This is a genomic window from Streptomyces sp. NPDC086519 (assembly GCF_040686075.1).
GTDB classification, from domain to species: Bacteria; Actinomycetota; Actinomycetes; order Streptomycetales; family Streptomycetaceae; genus Streptomyces; species Streptomyces shenzhenensis.
The window spans coordinates 100,886-119,045 of the sequence record NZ_JBFBJL010000002.1 but is presented as its reverse complement, the minus strand read 5'-3'; the positions used below and the strand labels follow the sequence as shown (position 1 = coordinate 119,045).

The following is an 18,160-nucleotide window of genomic DNA, read 5'->3' as shown; positions in this document are numbered from 1 at the left end:
CTCCCCGAGGTCACTCAACAGCGACCGGCAGTGACAGAATGGCCGTCGCGACCACCAGTGAAACCCCAGGTCACAGCCCCCCAGTCAAACGGGTTAACACCCAAGGCTGGACGTCAGGCAAGATGGGGTGTTACTTGCCGCGAGAGGATACGAAAAGGCTGCTCACCAGCGGTTTCGTTGCCGATGAGGGGCCGTGTCAGGTGGCTTGGGCCGTGTCTGGGCCGTCCCTGGGGAAGCTCGCCCGCGAGGAAGCCGAATCGACAATGATGTGCTGATGGCGGCTGTCAGCCCGTCGGCCGGAATGCTTGCGGCTTGGCAGCCCATCGAACAGCTTCTCTATGATCTCGCACCCGGTGGCACGGCATCCCAAATGCGCCCGATCGGGAGAATCATCGACTCATTGCCTGATGTACCGCACGACGTGAGGAACTCGCTTCACGACCTGCGCCGCCTCAGGAACGAGGCGGCACACGAACGACGAGTAGAGACCGTTAGTCCGTCAGCCGCCCTCGATTACGTGAGGAGTTGTAGAACCATGCTGACTTGGTTGGAGGAGTACCAGCGTCGGCGTGAGTCGGCCGCCTGAGCCCGGTCCCGGCTTGTTATGAGGCCCGCTCACCAGCGTGCCTCATTGACGCAGGTCATATCAGCACTGCTAGACCTTTAGAAGACGAACTCAGCCGTCCATGAACCCAGGTGAACGACCCCGAACGACGCTCCAGCCCCCACCACCGCAGTTGGAAAGAGTGTTGCTGGTCGACACTGTCGCTGCTTGCGTGTCTGGACGGCGGATCAGCAGCTGCGCACGGCTCGGCCGTCAATTTCCCCGTGGGAGGGTTCTGGTTGAGCGGTAGGTGCAACCATGTGATGTTCCAGGGGTGTTGACCGGTTCGGACGGGGGCGGGGTATGGCGGCCGTGCGGTGGGTGGTGGCGGTGGTGGCCTCGGTTGCGGCGTTCTTTGCCGTGGCTGTGCCGTGGGCGGTGCTGTCTTCGGGTGGGCATGACCCGTGGGAGGTGATCGGCCCGGTCGGCGGCGTGGTCGCGGCCGGGGTGCTGGCCGCGCTGGGCTGGTGGGCCTCCCAGACCGGCACACCCGCAGGCGCCGGGCCGGAGCGCACCGTGCGGCAGTCGGCCCGCGCGAAGGGAAACATCAGGCAGACCGCGGGAAACGTCGGTGCGGTTGACAGGACCGGGCGTCGGCCGGTGCGGGAGAGCATCCGCCAGAAGGGGCGCGGCGGCGGTGACGTTGACCAGGTCGGCGGGGACCGGGCCTGAGGGGGCCGGCGGTGGTGGAGCGTTCGGGGCAGCGTCGTACGCGGCAGCAGGCACGGACGCGGCGTGATGTCACGCAGGTGGCGGGGGACATGCATGTGTATGCGCCACCGGTACCGGGCGCGTCGGTGCAGTGGCCGGTGTGGGTGGGGGACGTGCCGCGGCTCGCAGCGGCGTTCCAGCCGCGTACGGCGATCCGGGACCAGGCCGATGGGGCACGGCGCGAGGGCCGTGACGTGGTGCTGTCCGGGGCGGGCGGAGTGGGCAAGAGCCAGCTGGCAGCGTTCCTGGCGCGCCAGCTGCGGGACCAGGAGCACACAGAGGGTGCCGGTCTGGATGTGCTGGTGTGGGCGAGAGCCACCAGCCTCGACCAGATCGTCACCGCGTACGCGGAAGCAGCCGGGCAACTACATCTTCCCGGGGCCGACCCGGACGACGAAGGCGGGGCGGCACGGCTGTTCGTACGGTGGCTAACGGCTACGCGGCGACGGTGGCTGGTGGTGCTGGACGACCTCACCGACCCGGCTCCCTTGGAGGAATGGTGGCCGGACAGCGGTGCGGGTAACGGCTGGGTGCTGGCTACCACTCGGCGTGAGGATGCCCAGCTCAGCGGCCAGGGCCGGACCCTGATCCGATTCGGCCTCTACACGCGGGACGAGGGGGCTGCCTATCTGCGCCGCCGGCTCACCGACGCCGGACACGCCCACCTCCACGACCCCAACCGGGCGGACGAACTGGCAGACGAACTGGGCGATCTGCCCCTCGCGCTCGGCCACGCCACCGCCTACGTCATCAACACCCGGCGCACGATGCACGACTACCTCACCCTGCTGCGCGACGCCAACAGCCGGCTGAGCGATCTACTCCCGCCCAGCGCCGACACCGAAGGCTACGGACGGCCCGTCACCGTCTCACTCCTGCTCTCTCTCGACGCGGTCGACGAGGCCGACACCAGTCATCTGGCCCGCCCCCTGCTGCACCTCGTCTCCCTTATGGACCCACTCGGCCACCCCGCCACCGCATGGACCACTCCCGCAGCCCTCAGCCATCTGCGCACCGCACGCCCACCACAACGCCGCCGACTGCGCCGCCACTACCCGGCCGTCACCGAAGGCGAGGTGCGTAGCGCGCTGGAATGCCTGCGCACCTATGCCCTGATCACCCAGGACACCGCCACCGCCCCCATCCGTATGCACGCTCTGACCGCCCGCGCGGTGCGGGAAACCTTCCCGTCCGGAACCCTCCCGGCCATGGCCTGTACCGCGGCCGACGCGATCTTGAGCCTGTGGCCCCGCCACGACCACGAGGAACGGGAACTGGCTGCCGCACTGCGTGCCAGCGCGGTGCACCTCGATGAGGTCACTCGCCCTGCCCTGTGGCAGCCCCAAGCTCACCCGTGCATCTACCGGGTCAGCAGCAGCCTCACGGATGCGGGGCTCTACCAGCAGGCCATCGCATACGACGAGACCACCGTTTGCCACAGCACTCGCATACACGGCCCCAACCACCCCGACACCCTTTCCGCCCGCAGCAACCTCGCCGTCTCCTACAGCGATGCCGGGCGGGTCCAGGATGCCCTCGACCTGCTTGAGCGGGTGCTTGCAGACCGGGAGCGCATCCTGGGCGACGACCACCCCGACACCCTCGACGCCCGCAGCAACCTAGCCGTCTCCTACAGCGCTGCAGGACGCATCCAGGATGCCCTCGACCTGCGTGAGCGGGTGCTTGCAGACCGGGAGCGCATCCTGGGCGAGGACCACCCCGACACCCTCTCCGCCCGCAGCAACCTCGCCAACTCCTACAGCGCTGCAGGACGCATCCAGGACGCCCTCGACCTGCGTGAGCGGGTGCTTGCAGACCGGGAGCGCATCCTGGGCGAGGACCACCGCGACACCCTCTCCGCCCGCCACAACCTCGCCAACTCCTACAGCGCTGCAGGACGCATCCAGGACGCCCTCGACCTCAGCGAGCGGGTCCTGGCCGACCGGGAGCGCATCCTGGGCGACGACCACCCCATGACCATCGACGCGCGCCACAACCTTGCCGTCTCCTACAGCGATGCCGGGCGGGTCCAGGATGCCCTCGACCTGCGCATACGGGTCCTGGCCGACTACGAGCGCATCCTGGGCGAGGATCACCCCGACACCCTCGACGCGCGCCACAACCTCGCTGTCTCCTACAGCGATGCCGGGCAGGTCCAGGATGCCCTCGACCTGCGTGAGCGGGTGCTTGCAGACCGGGAGCGCATCCTGGGCGAGGACCACCCCGACACCCTCTCCGCCCGCCACAACCTCGCCATTTCCTACGGCGCTGCAGGACGCATCCAGGACGCCCTCGACCTCAGCGAGCGGGTCCTGGCCGACCGGGAGCGCATCCTGGGCGACGACCACCCCGACACCCTCCGCGCCCGCAGCAACCTCGCCGTCTCCTACAGCGATGCCGGGCGGGTCCAGGATGCCCTCGACCTGCGCGAGCGGGTCCTGGCCGACCGGGAGCGCATCCTGGGCGACGACCACCCCATGACCATCGACGCGCGCCACAACCTCGCCCGCGCCCGTGATGCTGCGGCGGCTGTACAGCAACTCGATACAGCAACCCCAGCAACCGCCGCCGACCTTCAACCCCCTTCAGACGCTCCCGAGTAACCGGTATGCCCCTCCCCGACCGATCTCTGCAGAGCTACGGATCAAAAGCTGTGCTGAGCGCGACGCCCCAGCCTCTTACGAGTCGTCGCGCTCAGCTCCCAGTTCTGTCTGTCCGGTCAGCGATAGGGCCTCTACGCTGCTGTACTACAGGCCGAAGTCCGCATCCGTTTCCAGTCCCTCCGGGTGACAGTGTCCGCGGCTGGTAGCTACACCGAGCACGTCCCGCAAGGCGCCGGCCAACTGCGCGGCGAGAAGGCGCAACTCCTCCCCGTTCGCGGTCTCATCGTCGAGTGCCGGTGCCGCCTGCTCCAGAAGTTGGGACGCCATGCCGAGCTGAATCGACTCGATATGGTCCGCGAGGCGGGACATGAAGCCTTCCGGGTCATCGGTGTTCAGGTAGCAGGGCTTACCCCCCGGCCCCGCCCACGGCAGAAGCCTCAGCCCGCTGTGTGCCGTCATCTCTGCGCCCGCCTCTCGATAATCCATGTTGGCTACCGGCCGACCGCCGGAGTCCCGGACGCTCACTGCTTCAACGCCCCGGGAGTCGTGGCGGCAGACGCTGAGTGGCACGAGCAGTCGCACGCCTCGTAGATCAGCGGGACGTCGATCGGTGCCGAAGCAGGAGAAGACTCCGCGCACGCGTGGTGCGTGCCGACGCGGCAGGCAGTTGACCGGTATGGGGCGGCCGACGCGCCCAGGTCGCCCGGTTGCTGTTGTGGGGACATCAGCCGACCCCCAGAAGGAAGGACCTCGCGTCGGCCCGCGCGTCACCGGCCACGACATCCACCGAGTGCTGTCGTACGCGCCTCTCCCATGCCAGCAAGTAGGGGCGGACAAGCGGGGTGTACTTGCCTCTGAGCAAGTCGCGGTGGCCCGTCCGATCGGAGACCACTCCGAGAGCGACCGTCGACCCGTCAACAGGCGCGGAGGACGCACAAGCAGCTGGCAGCCGAGGCGGCGCTAAGCAGCGGCGGTGCCTGCCTCTGGGGACGTACCGCGCCCTGGTGCGGGCGACGGCGCGGCGGATACGGTTGAGCACGCTGAATCAGCTCCTATCGCTGATGGCTCGGTCCCCCGGCATCGCCCGCCGTGGGGACCGCTTTGCGTACGACCGCCCAGAGGGTGCGGCCGTTCAGGCTGGTGGCGTGGAGCCCGAACCGGTCGGCCTCGGCCACCACATCCAGGACCTCCCTCCACGACTCGGTGGAGAGCGATTCCGGTAACTCCGCTTCGACCGACGTGAAGCCGGCGCGTTCCTCCACGCGCGTGGGGAGCCCGACGGCGGACAGCCGGGCGGCGATGGCCGCCGCGCTAACTCCCGAAGCGGGCACAGGGCAGCCTCCGTCACCAGCGCTCACTTTCAGTGAAGCTAGTTAACTAAATTAGAGCTAGTGGACTAGATTTTCCACATGTCTGAGCAGCCGCCTTACCTCCGCATCGCCGACGAACTCCGGCGGCGGATCGCGGAGCACGTGTGGGAGCCGGGGGACCGCCTTCCCTCCCGGGCGCAGATCGGCCAGGAGTACGGCGTGGGGGAGAACGTCGTCCGTCGCGCGCAGGAACTGCTGATCTCACAAGGTGTGCTGGAGGGGCGAGCCGGATCGGGCACGTATGTCGCCGAGCCACGGCAACGCGTGCGGGTCGTCCGGTCCTCGGCGCGCGAGCAACCCCACGGGTCGCCGTTCCGCGCGGACATGAAGGCCCTTGGCAAGCAAGGGGAGTGGGAGAGCCGGACCGACGCCAAGGTGCCCGCCCCCGCCGATATCGCCGCGCGGCTGGGCATCGCCGAAGGCGGCCTGTGCGTGCGGACCGCGTACGAGTTCCTGGCCGACGGCAGGCCCGTGCAGCTCTCCACGAGCTGGGAGCCCTACGACCTCACCGCCGGCACCCTCGTCGTCCTCCCCGAGGGAGGCCCGCACGCTGGGACGGGCGTCGTGAACCGCATGGCCGCCATCGGGATCACTGTCAGCCATGCCGTGGAGCAGCCGGAGCCCCGGCAGGCGACCGCCGAGGAAGCCTCACTCCTCGGCATCCAGAAGGCCGCTCTCGTCACCCACATCCGGCGGACCTACTACAGCGACCAGGGACGGCCCGTGGAGACCGCGGACATCATCGTGCCCGCCGCCCACTGCGAGATCGTCTACGAGATTCCCATCAACCGGTAGGCGACAGCCCCCTCAGGCCATGATCCAAGGCCCAGACGCCGTGCCCCGGTCGTGCCCCTCGCGTGCCCGATAGAGCGGGAAACCAGGGGGAACAGCGGTGCCCCACGGGCACCTCACACGCCAACGGCCCCCGACCGTCTTGCCTGGTCAGGGGCCGTCCACGTCACCCGGTGGGTGTGGGAATCGAACACGCGATGACTCGCGCCACGACGGTTTTCAGGATTGTTCGTGTGGCGGTCCCTGACTTCCCCGCTTCCACAACACCGTGCCCGATGTCCGCCTCCGCCGGGGAGACGCCAGCTGGAGGAGCAAGGCATCCTCGCCAGGAACCGCCACAGTCCCGACGATATCGAACAGGCCCCGTCACCTGGCCCACGAGTCGGCTGGCTCCTGGGCCGTCCCTGGGCCGTCCGAGGCTCCCCGAGGTCACTCAACAGCGACCGGCACTGACAGACTGGCTGTCGCGACCACCAGCGAAACCCCAGGTCACAGCCCCCCAGTCAAACGGGTTAACACCCAAGGCTGGACGTCAGGCAAGATGGGGTGTATCTGCTCACTGCCAGATTTCAAGCTGCCGGACGGTTTCTCTTGGCTGAGTTCATTTACACCATGCGCAAGGCGCGCAAGGCGCACGGCGACAAGGTGATTCTCGACGACGTCACCCTGAACTTCCTGCCGGGTGCCAAGATCGGCGTCGTCGGTCCGAACGGTGCCGGTAAGTCGACCGTGCTGAAGATCATGGCGGGGATCGAGCAGCCGTCCAACGGCGACGCCTTCATCTCGCCCGGTTACAGCGTCGGCATCCTCATGCAGGAGCCCGAGCTCGACGAGGAGAAGACCGTCCTGGAGAACGTCCAGGAGGGTGTCGCCGAGATCAAGGGCAAGCTCGACCGGTTCAACGAGATCGCCGAGCTGATGGCCACGGACTACTCCGACGCCCTGCTCGACGAGATGGGCAAGCTTCAGGAGGAGCTCGACCACGCCAACGCGTGGGACCTCGACGCTCAGCTGGAGCAGGCCATGGACGCCCTCGGCTGCCCGCCCGGCGACTGGCCCGTCACCACCCTCTCCGGTGGCGAGAAGCGCCGTGTCGCGCTCTGCAAGCTGCTGCTCGAAGCCCCCGACCTGCTGCTGCTCGACGAGCCCACCAACCACCTCGACGCCGAGTCGGTGAACTGGCTGGAGCAGCACCTCGCCAAGTACGAGGGAACCGTCGTGGCCATCACCCACGACCGGTACTTCCTCGACAACGTGGCCCAGTGGATCCTTGAGCTCGACCGCGGGCGCGCGTACCCGTACGAGGGCAACTACTCCACCTACCTGGAGACCAAGGCCACCCGCCTCAAGGTCGAGGGCCAGAAGGACGCCAAGCGGCAGAAGCGGCTCAAGGAAGAGCTGGAGTGGGTGCGGTCGAACGCCAAGGGGCGCCAGGCCAAGTCCAAGGCCCGTCTCGCGCGGTACGAGGAGATGGCCGCGGAAGCCGACAAGATGCGGAAGCTGGACTTCGAGGAGATCCAGATCCCGCCGGGCCCCCGGCTCGGCAACGTCGTCGTCGAGGTCGACAAGCTGAACAAGGCCTTCGGGGAGAAGGTTCTCGTCGACGGGCTGTCGTTCACGCTGCCGCGGAACGGGATCGTCGGGGTCATCGGGCCGAACGGTGCCGGCAAGACCACCCTGTTCAAGATGATCCAGGGGCTGGAGGCGCCGGACTCCGGCGACATCAAGGTCGGCGAGACCGTCAAGATCTCGTACGTCGACCAGGGGCGCGCCAACATCGACCCCAAGAAGACGCTCTGGGAGGTCGTGTCCGACGGGCTCGACTACATCAACGTCGGCCAGGTCGAGATGCCGAGCCGGGCGTACGTGTCCGCGTTCGGGTTCAAGGGGCCGGACCAGCAGAAGCCGGCCGGTGTCCTCTCCGGCGGTGAGCGCAACCGCCTCAACCTCGCGCTCACCCTCAAGCAGGGCGGCAACCTGCTGCTCCTCGACGAGCCGACCAACGACCTGGACGTGGAGACCCTCTCCAGCCTGGAGAACGCGCTGCTGGAGTTCCCCGGCTGCGCCGTCGTCGTCTCCCACGACCGGTGGTTCCTCGACCGGGTCGCCACGCACATCCTCGCCTACGAGGGCGAGTCCAAGTGGTTCTGGTTCGAGGGCAACTTCGAGTCGTACGAGAAGAACAAGATCGAGCGGCTGGGTGCGGACGCCGCGCGCCCGCACCGTGCCACCTACAAGAAGCTGACCCGGGGCTGATCGATCTTGCGCCATCTCTACCGCTGCCCCCTGCGCTGGTCCGACATGGACGCGTACGGCCATGTCAACAACGTGGTCTTCATCCGCTACCTGGAGGAAGCCCGCATCGACTTCCTGTTCCGCCCGGACAAGGAGTTCAAGCAGGGGTCCGTGGTGGCGCGCCACGAGATCGACTACAAGCGGCAGCTCGTCCACCGGCACCACCCGGTCGACATCGAGCTGTGGATCACCGAGATCAGGGCCGCGTCCTTCACCATCACCTATGAGGTGAAGGACGACGACCTGATCTACGTGCGGGCCTCCACGGTGGTCGTGCCGTTCGACTTCGAGACCGGCCGGCCGCGCCGGATCACCGCCGAGGAGCGGGACTTCCTGGAGGAGTACCGCGACGACGACAAGGAGGAGGCCGTCGCCGCATGACGGTGCTCCACCTCGCTGACGACGGGGAGGCGGCGGATCTCGCGGCCTTCCTCTCCCGGCTGCTCCACTACGACCGCTCGGCCGCGGTGCGGCTCCAGGCGGCCGGTACCGCGCTCGCCGTCTTCGGGCGGCCGCCGTCCTTCGAGGTGCTGGCGATCCGCACGGTGCGGCTCGCCAAGCCGTACGAGGACGGCCTGGACGTCACCCTCGACGTGACCGTGTCGGCGGGGGAGCTGCTGGAGTCGGTGGACGAGCGGGCCGCCACGGCCGCCGTACCGATGCCGGTGACCGGCCCGCCGTGGGCCGGGGTGCTCCCGCCGCGGGGCGGCTGGCAGGCCGAGCCCGGACTGCCCGCGCCGCGCGCACTGCGGGCCATGGTCGCCGCCGCGGTCGGTGAATTCCGGTCCCGTACCGAGGAACTGGCCCCGGACGGCCGTACCCGGGCCGAACTCGACCGGATCGGGCGGGACATCTGGTCCCGGACGGTCGGCGGCACCCCGCTGCCGGTCCGGGCCGTCCACGCGGCGCAGTCACTGGGCTTCCTGCGACCGAGCGACGAGGCCGTGCTGTTCTCGGCGGGGGCATGGCTGCGGCTGCGGACCCCGTTCGGGTCGATCGCCGTACGACGGGCGGGACTCGGGGCCCTGAACGTCAGCGTCCGCTGAGCGCCGACGGCGGTCAGTCAGGGGTGTTGATCATCGAGGCGGCTGCGTAGGTGAGATAGTTCCAGAGCTGTTCGCGGTGCTCCTCGGTCAGGCCGAGCTCGTCCACGGCCACCCGCATGTGCCGCAGCCAGGCGTCGTGCGCCGCCCGGTCCACGGTGAACGGGGCGTGCCGCATCCGCAGCCGGGGGTGGCCGCGGTTGTCGCTGTACGTCGTGGGACCGCCCCAGTACTGGATGAGGAACAGGGTGAGCCGCTCCTCGGCCGGTCCCAGGTCCTCCTCCGGGTACATCGCCCGCAGGACCGGGTCCTCGGCGACGCCCTCGTAGAAACGGTGGACCAGTCGGCGGAAGGTCTCCTCCCCGCCGACCTGCTCGTAGAAGGTCTTCTCCTGCAGCGTGCCGCGCCGAATCTCTCTCACCCGTACATGGTCTCAGACGGGGCGACCCAGGACTCAAGGCCTAGGACCCGGGCTGCGGCACGGCACGCGCCTAGGGTGGGGACATGGGCGCCTACGACAGCGAGACCGAGGGGATCGCCGCCATGGCACGGGCCGCGCTGGTGCGGGAGATCGACGCCGAGGGGGTCTGGGCGGCGGAGCCGGTGTGGCGGGAGGCGTTCGCACAGGTGCCCCGGCACCTGTTCGTGCCCTACTACGTCGCCGGGGCGCGCGGCTATGAGCGCCGGTGGGGCGAGAGCCCGGATCCGGCGGCCCGGGAACGGTGGGTGCGCGGCGCCTACGAGGACGTACCGCTGGCCACCCGGCTGCGCGACGGCGAGCTGATCTCCTCCAGCAGCCAGCCCTCGCTGATGGCGCGGATGCTGGTCGCGCTGGGGGTCGCGGATGGCGACCGGGTCCTTGAGATCGGCGCGGGGACCGGCTACAACGCGGCGCTGCTGGCGCATCGGCTGGGCGACGACGACCTGGTCACCACCGTCGACCTGGAGCCGGAGATCACCGAGTCCGCGCGGTGCCACCTGGCCGCGGCGGGGTACCGGCCGGCCGTGGTCACGGGGGACGGAGCGCGCGGGGTGCCGGAGCGGGCACCGTACGACCGGATCATCGCGACGTGTGCGCTGCCGAGCGTGCCGCGGGCGTGGGTCGCGCAGTGCACGGAGGGGGCGCGGATCCTGACGCCGGTGGCCACGGGGCTGCTGACGCTGACCGTGCGGGGCGGGGGGTGCGCCGAGGGGAGGTTCCTGCCGTCCGCGGCGTTCTTCGTGCCGTTGCGGGGCGTGGCGAGGGCGGGGGTGGGGGCGGGGGAGCTGGGCGGGGTGCCGTCCCAGGCTCTTGAGGACGAGCTGTTCCAGTTCCTGGTCGAGCTGACCCGGGGGGTGCTCAGTCCGCGGGAGGCGTATGAGGTGTGGGCGCGGGAGGGGATGCCCGGGCGGGAGCGGTTCGGGGTGAGCGTCGAGAAGGACAGGGAGTGGGTGTGGCTGGACGACCGGGAGGGGCCGTTCGCCTGGCCTCTCCCGGTCTGAGCGGTACGCGTGTTCGGGTGTGCGTGTTCGGGTGCGGGTGATTCGTGCTGGTCGCGTCCACGCGGCCAAGCCGCGCAGCGATACGGGACCGCGCCCCCGGAGGGGCGCGCTACGCCTCAGCCCCGTCGGACAGTGATCGTCGTCCAGGCCCCGACGTGCACCCGGTCCCCGTCCTGTAGCGGCACCGGGACGAACGGCTGGATCGGCTCCTCGCCGCCGTTGACCGTGGTCCCGTTGGTCGAGTTCTGGTCGACGATCGCCCAGCCGCCGTCCGGCTGCTGGACCAGGACCGCGTGCTGGTGGGAGACGCCCGGGTCCTCCGGCGGCACCGACAGGTCGATGTCGGGGGTGTCGCCGGTGGAGTGCCGGCGGCGGCCGATGGTGACCTGGTTGCCGGTGAGCGTGCGCTGCTGCTCCGGGGAGTACGCCGGCAGGTTGAGGCCGGCCGCCTCCGGGCCCGAGCGCTGCATCATCGCCATGAAGTACTCGCGGTCCGGGCCGATCGTCGCCGTCCAGGTCGCCGGGGCCTGCGGGGCCTGCGGGAAGGCGGGACCGGGCGGGGCCTGGGTGGAGCCGGGCTGCGGGTAGCCGTAACCGCCGGGGCGGGCGGGCGCGCCGGGGCCGGCGGCCTGCCCCGGAGGGGAGATCACCCAGTCGTCGTCCCCGCCGCCGAAGGACGGGCCGCCGGCCGGCGGTCGGGTCTCCTGCGGGAAGCCGGGCGGCGCGGTCGGCGCCGACTGCTGGAAGGCTCCGGGCGCGCCACCGCTGGTCGCGCCGGGGCCGCCGGGCGACGGCGGGACGGGCGGCCGGGACGGGTCCGAGCCGCCGAAGGGACCGGCGGCGGGGCCGCCGGACGGATCACGGGTGTAGGGACCGGAGGCCTGGCCGGCACCGGGCGGGACGCCGAAAGCGGACGCGCCGCCGGCGTTCTGGCCCGGGGCACCGCCGTACGGCGGAGGCGGCGCGGCGGGACCGCGCTCACCACCGAAGGGCGCGGGACCGGACTGGCCGCGGTCGCCGCCGAAGGCTGGCGGACCCGACTGCTGGCCGCGGTCGCCGCCGCCGAACGCGGGCGGACCCGACTGCTGGCTGCGGTCGCCGCCGCCGAACGCGGGCGGACCCGACTGCTGGCTGCGGTCGCCGCCGCCGAACGCCGGCGGACCGGACTGCTGGCCACGGTCAGCGCCGCCGAACCCCGACGGGCCGGGCTGGCCGGGTCGTCCGCGGTCGGTGCCGAACGCGGCCGGACCGCCGCCGCGCTCGCCCGCGAACGGTGTCGGGCCCGAGGGCTCGCTGCCGAAGGACGGGATCGGCTCGGCCGGGCGGTTCACCTGCGAGGGGCGCGAACCCTGGTACTCGAACGAGTCGCCGCCGCCGAACGACGGCGGGGCCGGCGGCCGGAAGGTGGGCGCGGCCGGGCCGCCGCCCGCCGGCGGGCGCGGGGCGGCCGGGGTGTACGAGGTGGCCGTGTTGGTCAGGAAGTTCCACCGGCACTCCTCGCAGAACGGCGCACCGCCCTCACGGGGCGTACGGCACTGCGGGCACAGCTCCGGCTCGGGCCCGTTCGGCACGGCCGACAGGTGGCGGCCGCCGCCCATCGGGCCGCCGGCCGGGGCGCCGGGCGCGGGCGGCGGGAAGCCGTAGCCGCCGGCGGTCGGCGGGGGCGGCGGAGGTACGGCACCGGCCATGCGGTGACCGCACACCTCGCACCAGTCGTCGGAACCCGACTGGTGTCCGTTCGGGCAGGTCGGCATGGCGGGCTTCCCTCTCTGTCAGGTTCGTCCTGAGCCTGTCTGGGTGATCCTGCGTGTGGACTGTCAGGTCACTTCTTTACACGAACAGTCTTTGTGGACCGTGTCTCGAGAGTCATCTCGTCGGCCTCCTCGACCTTCGCCTTCAGTCGCACAGTACCTGTCGTGGCATCGACCACGTCCACCACCTTCGCAAGCAGTTTCGCAGTATCCGCGTTCCCGGAAGCGCTTGCCAACTGAACGGCCCGACCCAGTTTGGCCGTTGCCCCATCCATATCGCCCGCTTTGCGGAGATCGAGACCCTGCTGGATGGCCTGAGCCAGTTCGGCCTGACCCGTGTAGTGGGCGACCTGGGGGTTGATGGAGGTCGAGGCGACCATGTCGTCCGTCCAGACCGCCCTGATCAGCCCCTGTGCGCCGAGGTTCTGGACGCTGCCGTCGGGCTGCGGGACGACCAATGAGACACGCGCGGCGAGCATTTCCTGGCCGAGGCCGGCCGCGGGGACCTCCACGCAGACGTGGTAGTCGCGGGACTCGTCGCCCCAGGAGCCGGTCGGGTAGTCCCCGGCGCGCGGCCCCGTCTCGGTGCGCCGTTCGGTCAACTCCTCGACGGTGGGCGCCACTTGCTTGACGAACTTGATGGTCGTGCCGACCGGGGTCCACAGCCGCAGCGCGACGTCCGCGACCTCCTTGCCCATCGCCGTCTCCATCATCTGCGTGAAGTCGGCGGCCAGACCCGTGGGATCGGCGACTATGTCGGCGGTGCCGAGGAGCGCGGAGGCGATCCCTGTGACTTCTTTCACTTCCCAGTCGGTGCCGACCCCGCGCGCGTCACAGGTGAACCGTCCCGCGCAGGAGTCCAGGGCGGCCTTGAGGTCCTGCGGCGACTCGTGCTCGTTGCGGCCGTCGGTGAGCAGGATGCCGTGCCGGATGGTGACGTCCGCGGAGGACAGGAGACGGTCGGCGAGCCGGAGCCACGTGCCGATCGCCGTCCCGCCGCCCGCGCTGAGTCTGCGCAGTGCCTGCCTGGCCTGCTCCCGGGTGGCGCGGTCGGCCACCGCGAGCCGGCCGCCGCCCGGATAGACCTCCTTGGCGACGTGCGTGCCGCCGATCACCGCGAAGTGGGTGCCGTCGCGCAGGGTGTCGATGGCGGCCGCCGTGGCGTCCCGGGCGTTGCGCATCTTGGTGGGCGGGTAGTCCATGGAGCCCGAGCAGTCGACCATGATCGCCACGCCGGCCGACGGCCCCTGCCCGGGGGCGTACGACGCCCCGACCGCGGTCCCGACGGTGCCGCCGCCGGTCGCCGTCACCGTGACGATCGCGTTGACCTCACGGCCGCCGTCCGGCAGGTACTCGTTCTGGTACACGTCCACCGAGAACTGCGGCACGCTCGACTTCGAGAAATTGGCCATGACTGCTCTGCTCCCCCTCCACCCCACGCGTGGTGGGTGCTGACGGTGTGCGGACCGGTCCCCTCCGGTCCGCCGGTGCTTCCCCGTACGTCTGTCGCCGTACGCCCTGTCGCCGTACGCCTCGTCCCCGTACGTCTCTCTCCCGTTTGCGGCCGTTTTGCGGTGGCCTCAGGCGGATCCTGCCCCCTGCGGCGGTTCCGGGAACGGCAGCAGCGCCACTGTTACGTTGTCGTGGCCCCCGCCGTCCAGGGCGTGGCCGACCAGCACCCGGGCCGCGTGCAGCGGCCGCTGGGCCGCGTCGGCGGGCACGACCTCGGACATCTCCTCGGCCGTCTCCGCGTAGTTCCACAGGCCGTCCGTGCACACCACCACCACACCGGACCGGTCCGGCTTGAAGGAAGCGGTGTGCGGCTCCAGCTCGTAGGCGTCCGCGCCGAGCCAGCCGGTGATCGCGTGGGCGCGCTCGTCGGCGTACGCCTCCGCCTCGCTCATCAGGCCCGCGGCGACCATCTGCGCCGCCCAGGAGTCGTCCTCGGTGAGGCGGGCCGTCGGCGCGCTCCGGTCCACCGGCACCCAGTAGACGCGGCTGTCGCCGACCCAGCCGACCACCAGCAGGCCCGAGGCCACGACCGAGCCGACGATCGTGCACGCCGGGGCGTTCTGGTGCGGGGCGTGCTCACGGGCCGAGGGGGGTTCCTCCGCGAGGGCGTTGACGGCCTGGGAGGCGGCGACGATCGCGTCGTGCATCGCCTGCTGCGGATGGGTGCCCTGCTCCAGCGCGGCCAGCAGCGACTCGATCGCGGCCCGGGAGGCGGCCATGGAGGCCTCGTCGGGGCGGGTCGCCGAGGAGACGCCGTCGCAGACGACCGCCACCGAGGCCGGGGTGCCGTCGGGCAGCGCGGTGTGGCCGACGGCGAACGCGTCCTCGTTGCGGTGGTGGCGCAGCCCGCGGTCGCTGACGGCGGCCACCGGGCCCGCCTCCTGCTCCATGTGGTCGCGTTCGCGGGGCTGGGCGTGCCCGCAGTTCTCGCAGTAGCCGTCGTCGTCGACCCGGCCCGCGCGGCAGGCCACGCACACCTTGGGCAGCTCGGCGGTCTCACTGTTCTCGGCGGTCTCGGCCGTCTCGGCGGAAGAAGCGGAGGCGGCCACCCGCGGGTCCGGCGCCTGGAGCGGGTACTCCTCTGGCTCCGGCGGCCGGTCGAACCGCACCCCGGAGGCCGGCGACACCGGCGAGCCGTGCGCCGGTGAACCGTGCGGCGCCGGAGAGGCCGGCGAGCCGTGCGGCGGCGTCGACCCCGGCAGCGGCTTGCCGCCCGAGTCGGTGCCGGCCAGGTCGGTCGGCAGATGCGGGGCAGCGGGGTTGCCGGAGCCCTCCGGCTCGGGCGGTGGCCATTCCACACCCGAGGGTCCCACACCGGCGGCGCCCATGGTGAGGGTCGGGTGGTCCGGCGGCGCGGCGGGCACGGCCGACAGGTCGTACCCGCACGCACCACAGAACAGGTCGCCCGATTCGAGCGGCTCCGCGCAGCTCGGGCACTTCGCCGGTGCGGCCTGCTGGGGCATCTGCGACATCAACTACACCCACGTCCGGGGGCGGTAACGGTTGGCCCGTTCCACCAGGTCGATCCTCTCCTCACCGCCGGTCGCCAGCCTGGCCAGCGTGCGGTACGAGCGTTCCAGGCCGAAGCGGAGGCCCCGCTCGTCCAGACCGCTGCCGAGCAGCACCCGGCCGCCGACGGCGGGCTGGGAGCCCTGGCCCCCGGAGAGTATCCAGTCCAGCGCGCAGCCGAGGACTTCCGCCGACAACTGCTCGCGCCGGGCCGGATCCAGACCGTACGCGTCCAGCGCCTCGATCTGCCCGGCGGCGGCCGTCAGATCGTCCAGGAACGGCGTGTCGTCGGCCGCGGCGGTCCGGTGCCGCAGCCGCGCCCGTACGGCCGCCACCCGGGCCGCCGTGTAGTGGATCGAGGCCTCCGGCACCGACTCCAGCGTCCGTACGGCACCCCGCCGGTCCCCGGCCGCCAGCTGCACCCGGGCCAGGCCGAACGCGGAGCTGACGAAGCCCGGGTCGGTCGCCCACACCAGCCGGTAGTACTCGGCCGCGTTGTCCAGCTGGCCGAGCACCTCCGCGCACAGGCCGAGCGCCAGCTTGGGCGCGGTCTCGCCGGGGAAGGCGTCGTAGACCGCGTCGAAGGACAGCGCCGCGCCCTCGTGGTCGCCGGTGACCAGGGCGGCCACGCCCCGGTACCAGACCACCCGCCAGTCGTCGGGCCGCTCGTCCTCCAGCCGGCCGAGGCCCACCAGCGCGGCCTCGAAGTCGCCGTTCTCCAGCCGGGCGCGGATCTGCCGCAGCTGGGTCTCGACCGTCTGGGCCGGCGCCGCGGCCAGCGCGCTGAGCAGGCTGACCTCGCCGACCAGCGAGGTCGACAGGCCGGCCAGGAACCCGGCGTTCGGGTCGTTCTGGTCGACCAGCGGGACCGGCAGGGCGAGCGCGGCGGCCGGGACGGCGATGGGCTTGACCAGGGCCGGGCCGGCCGGAGCCGCTCCCGACGGCTCCAGGGCGAGCGTTCGGGACGCCACCCTCCGCGCCCCCAGCCGGGACACGTCCCCGTCCAGCTTCGGGAACAGCTCGGTGTCCGTGACCTTCACCTCGGGCCCGAAGAGCGTCGACAGGGCGGGCCGGGCGGTGCCGGTCTGCACCGAGACGACCTCGCGCAGAACGCCGGTCAGCTGCTCGGCCATCTCCTGCGCGGAGGCGAACCGGCGGGCCGGATCGGGGTCGGTGGCCCGGACCAGCAGCCGGTAGAACGACTCGTACTGCCGGAAGACCTCGATGGTGTCCGGGTCGGGCAGCGAGTCCACGAAGACGGTCGTGTAGCCCTGGAAGTCGAACGTGAGGACGGCGAGGGTCCGGCCGACCGTGTACAGGTCGGAGGCGACGGACGGGCCGGCCTCGGCGACCTCCGGCGCCTGGTAGCCGACCGTGCCGTAGATGGCCGACTCCTCGTCGTCCATCCGGCGCACCGCGCCCATGTCGATCAGCTTGAGCTGGTCCTCGCTCTGGATGGCGTTGTCGACCTTGAAGTCGCAGTACAGCAGGTTGCGGCTGTGCAGGTGGCCGAGGGCCTCAAGAGCCTCGATGCCATAGGCACAGGCCTGCTCCACCGGGAGCGGGTCGCGGCGCCCCTCCGGCGTACGGCGGGCGTTGGCGATCTCCTTCAGGGACTTGCCGCCGACGTACTCCATGACGATGTAGCCGTCGAGGGAGCCGGTGCGCTGGTCCAGGTGCTCGACGAAGTTGTAGATCCGCACGATGTTGGCGTGCTCGATCTCCGCGAGGAACCGCCGCTCGGAGATCGCGGCCGCCATCGCGTCCTGGTCGCCGGTGTCCAGCAGACCCTTGAGGACCACCCAGCGGTCGGAGACGGCCCGGTCCACCGCGAGGTAGATCCAGCCCAGGCCGCCGTGCGCCAGACAGCCCACGACCTCGTACTGGCCGTGCACCACGTCGCCGCCCTTGAGCTTGGGCATGAACGAGTACGGGTTGCCGCACTTGGTGCAGAACCCCTCGGTCCGCCCCGGCCGCTCCCCGCGGGCCCGGCCCACCGGCGCCCCGCAGTCCGACCGCGAGCAGAACCGCTTCCGCTCCGGGACCTCGGGGTTCTCCAGGACCATCTCGCGCGGGTCCGGCTTGGGCACCCGCTCCACCGTGACCAGGCCCGCGCCCAGCCGGCTGCGCCCGGACGTGCTCGTCGACGAACCGGAGCTGCGCACCGACACCGAACGGCCCGACGACCTGCCCGACACGGACCGCGACAGCCGCCCGGAGACCGACCGCCGCGACTTCGACGACTGGGACGACGTACGCGAACTGCTCCGGCTGCCCGTCCCCGAACTCCCGCTGTCCGCCGAGCCCTTGCCGCCGGCCGTGATCCCGGTGGGCGGCGAGCCGAGCATCCCTCCCGCGGCGGGGGCACCCCCGGCCGCGACGACCGGCGCCAGACCGCAGGTGTCGCAGTACAGCTCACCGCCGCCCACGTCCTCGTACGACCCCTCGCAGCCCGGCCGCTGGCAGGTCTGTCCCGCCTGACTCACGA

Annotated in this window: 14 protein-coding genes; 7 read left to right on the top strand and 7 right to left on the bottom strand. The window is 71.1% G+C overall.

The features are described 5' to 3' along the window. Window positions 1-907: 907 nt before the first annotated feature. Together AB0P24_RS02765 and AB0P24_RS02760 are read left to right on the top strand one after the other, a co-directional pair. A complete protein-coding gene (locus AB0P24_RS02765; RefSeq protein WP_365790345.1) occupies window positions 908-1,276 on the top strand; it encodes a hypothetical protein in 369 nt (122 codons plus the stop codon). 89 nt (window positions 1,277-1,365) lie between these two features. After that, the gene (locus AB0P24_RS02760; protein ID WP_365790343.1) at window positions 1,366-3,918 is read left to right on the top strand and encodes a tetratricopeptide repeat protein; all 2,553 of its coding nucleotides are present in this window, start codon (window positions 1,366-1,368) and stop codon (window positions 3,916-3,918) included. 144 nt (window positions 3,919-4,062) lie between these two features. On the opposite strand, the gene AB0P24_RS02755 is transcribed toward AB0P24_RS02760, so the two are convergent. Both AB0P24_RS02755 and AB0P24_RS02750 read right to left on the bottom strand, forming a co-directional pair. Further along, the gene (locus tag AB0P24_RS02755; protein ID WP_365790665.1) at window positions 4,063-4,377 is read right to left on the bottom strand and encodes a hypothetical protein; all 315 of its coding nucleotides are present in this window, start codon (window positions 4,375-4,377) and stop codon (window positions 4,063-4,065) included. A 593-nt stretch (window positions 4,378-4,970) separates the two neighbouring features. After that, complete coding sequence (locus AB0P24_RS02750) at window positions 4,971-5,249, bottom strand: hypothetical protein (protein WP_365790342.1); 279 nt, start codon at window positions 5,247-5,249, stop codon at window positions 4,971-4,973. Window positions 5,250-5,327: 78 nt separating this feature from the next. Here AB0P24_RS02750 and AB0P24_RS02745 point away from each other — a divergent pair, with 78 nt between their 5' ends. From AB0P24_RS02745 to AB0P24_RS02730, 4 genes are all read left to right on the top strand, one after another. Beyond that, window positions 5,328-6,083: a GntR family transcriptional regulator gene (locus tag AB0P24_RS02745; RefSeq protein WP_365790340.1), complete on the top strand. Its 756-nt coding sequence runs from the start codon at window positions 5,328-5,330 to the stop codon at window positions 6,081-6,083. Window positions 6,084-6,671: 588 nt separating this feature from the next. Further along, entirely contained in the window at window positions 6,672-8,336 is a 1,665-nt protein-coding gene (ettA, locus tag AB0P24_RS02740) for an energy-dependent translational throttle protein EttA (RefSeq protein ID WP_365790338.1), read from the top strand. Window positions 8,337-8,342: 6 nt separating this feature from the next. Beyond that, the gene (locus AB0P24_RS02735; RefSeq protein WP_365790336.1) at window positions 8,343-8,756 is read left to right on the top strand and encodes a thioesterase family protein; all 414 of its coding nucleotides are present in this window, start codon (window positions 8,343-8,345) and stop codon (window positions 8,754-8,756) included. Next, window positions 8,753-9,421, top strand: a complete 669-nt coding sequence (locus AB0P24_RS02730) for a hypothetical protein (RefSeq protein ID WP_365790334.1) — start codon at window positions 8,753-8,755, stop codon at window positions 9,419-9,421. Before AB0P24_RS02735 ends, AB0P24_RS02730 begins: the two co-directional genes overlap by 4 nt. Window positions 9,422-9,434: 13 nt before the next feature. Here the strand turns inward: AB0P24_RS02730 and AB0P24_RS02725 are convergent, their stop codons facing one another. Next, complete coding sequence (locus AB0P24_RS02725) at window positions 9,435-9,839, bottom strand: globin (RefSeq protein ID WP_365790332.1); 405 nt, start codon at window positions 9,837-9,839, stop codon at window positions 9,435-9,437. An 83-nt stretch (window positions 9,840-9,922) separates the two neighbouring features. Here AB0P24_RS02725 and AB0P24_RS02720 point away from each other — a divergent pair, with 83 nt between their 5' ends. Next, complete coding sequence (locus tag AB0P24_RS02720) at window positions 9,923-10,900, top strand: methyltransferase domain-containing protein (protein WP_365790330.1); 978 nt, start codon at window positions 9,923-9,925, stop codon at window positions 10,898-10,900. A 116-nt stretch (window positions 10,901-11,016) separates the two neighbouring features. On the opposite strand, the gene AB0P24_RS02715 is transcribed toward AB0P24_RS02720, so the two are convergent. The 4 genes from AB0P24_RS02715 to AB0P24_RS02700 all read right to left on the bottom strand — a co-directional run bounded on the left by AB0P24_RS02715 (window position 11,017) and on the right by AB0P24_RS02700 (window position 18,158). Next, entirely contained in the window at window positions 11,017-12,654 is a 1,638-nt protein-coding gene (locus AB0P24_RS02715; protein WP_365790328.1) for an FHA domain-containing protein, read from the bottom strand. A 68-nt stretch (window positions 12,655-12,722) separates the two neighbouring features. Then, entirely contained in the window at window positions 12,723-14,063 is a 1,341-nt protein-coding gene (locus tag AB0P24_RS02710) for a VWA domain-containing protein (RefSeq protein WP_365790326.1), read from the bottom strand. A gap of 168 nt (window positions 14,064-14,231) precedes the next feature. Continuing rightward, complete coding sequence (locus AB0P24_RS02705; protein WP_365790324.1) at window positions 14,232-15,635, bottom strand: protein phosphatase 2C domain-containing protein; 1,404 nt, start codon at window positions 15,633-15,635, stop codon at window positions 14,232-14,234. Window positions 15,636-15,638: 3 nt separating this feature from the next. Next, window positions 15,639-18,158: a tetratricopeptide repeat protein gene (locus AB0P24_RS02700; protein WP_365790322.1), complete on the bottom strand. Its 2,520-nt coding sequence runs from the start codon at window positions 18,156-18,158 to the stop codon at window positions 15,639-15,641. Between the last annotated feature and the right edge of the window lie 2 nt (window positions 18,159-18,160).

Bases quoted from the DNA above. Each gene is read 5' to 3' on its own strand.
- AB0P24_RS02765 (WP_365790345.1), top strand. From the start codon at position 908: ATGGCGGCCGTGCGGTGGGTGGTGGCGGTGGTGGCCTCGGTTGCGGCG.
- AB0P24_RS02705 (WP_365790324.1), bottom strand. From the start codon at position 15,635: ATGTCGCAGATGCCCCAGCAGGCCGCACCGGCGAAGTGCCCGAGCTGC.
- AB0P24_RS02755 (WP_365790665.1), bottom strand. From the start codon at position 4,377: ATGACGGCACACAGCGGGCTGAGGCTTCTGCCGTGGGCGGGGCCGGGG.
- AB0P24_RS02715 (WP_365790328.1), bottom strand. From the start codon at position 12,654: ATGCCGACCTGCCCGAACGGACACCAGTCGGGTTCCGACGACTGGTGC.
- AB0P24_RS02760 (WP_365790343.1), top strand. From the start codon at position 1,366: ATGCATGTGTATGCGCCACCGGTACCGGGCGCGTCGGTGCAGTGGCCG.
- AB0P24_RS02745 (WP_365790340.1), top strand. From the start codon at position 5,328: ATGTCTGAGCAGCCGCCTTACCTCCGCATCGCCGACGAACTCCGGCGG.
- AB0P24_RS02720 (WP_365790330.1), top strand. From the start codon at position 9,923: ATGGGCGCCTACGACAGCGAGACCGAGGGGATCGCCGCCATGGCACGG.
- AB0P24_RS02730 (WP_365790334.1), top strand. From the start codon at position 8,753: ATGACGGTGCTCCACCTCGCTGACGACGGGGAGGCGGCGGATCTCGCG.
- AB0P24_RS02710 (WP_365790326.1), bottom strand. From the start codon at position 14,063: ATGGCCAATTTCTCGAAGTCGAGCGTGCCGCAGTTCTCGGTGGACGTG.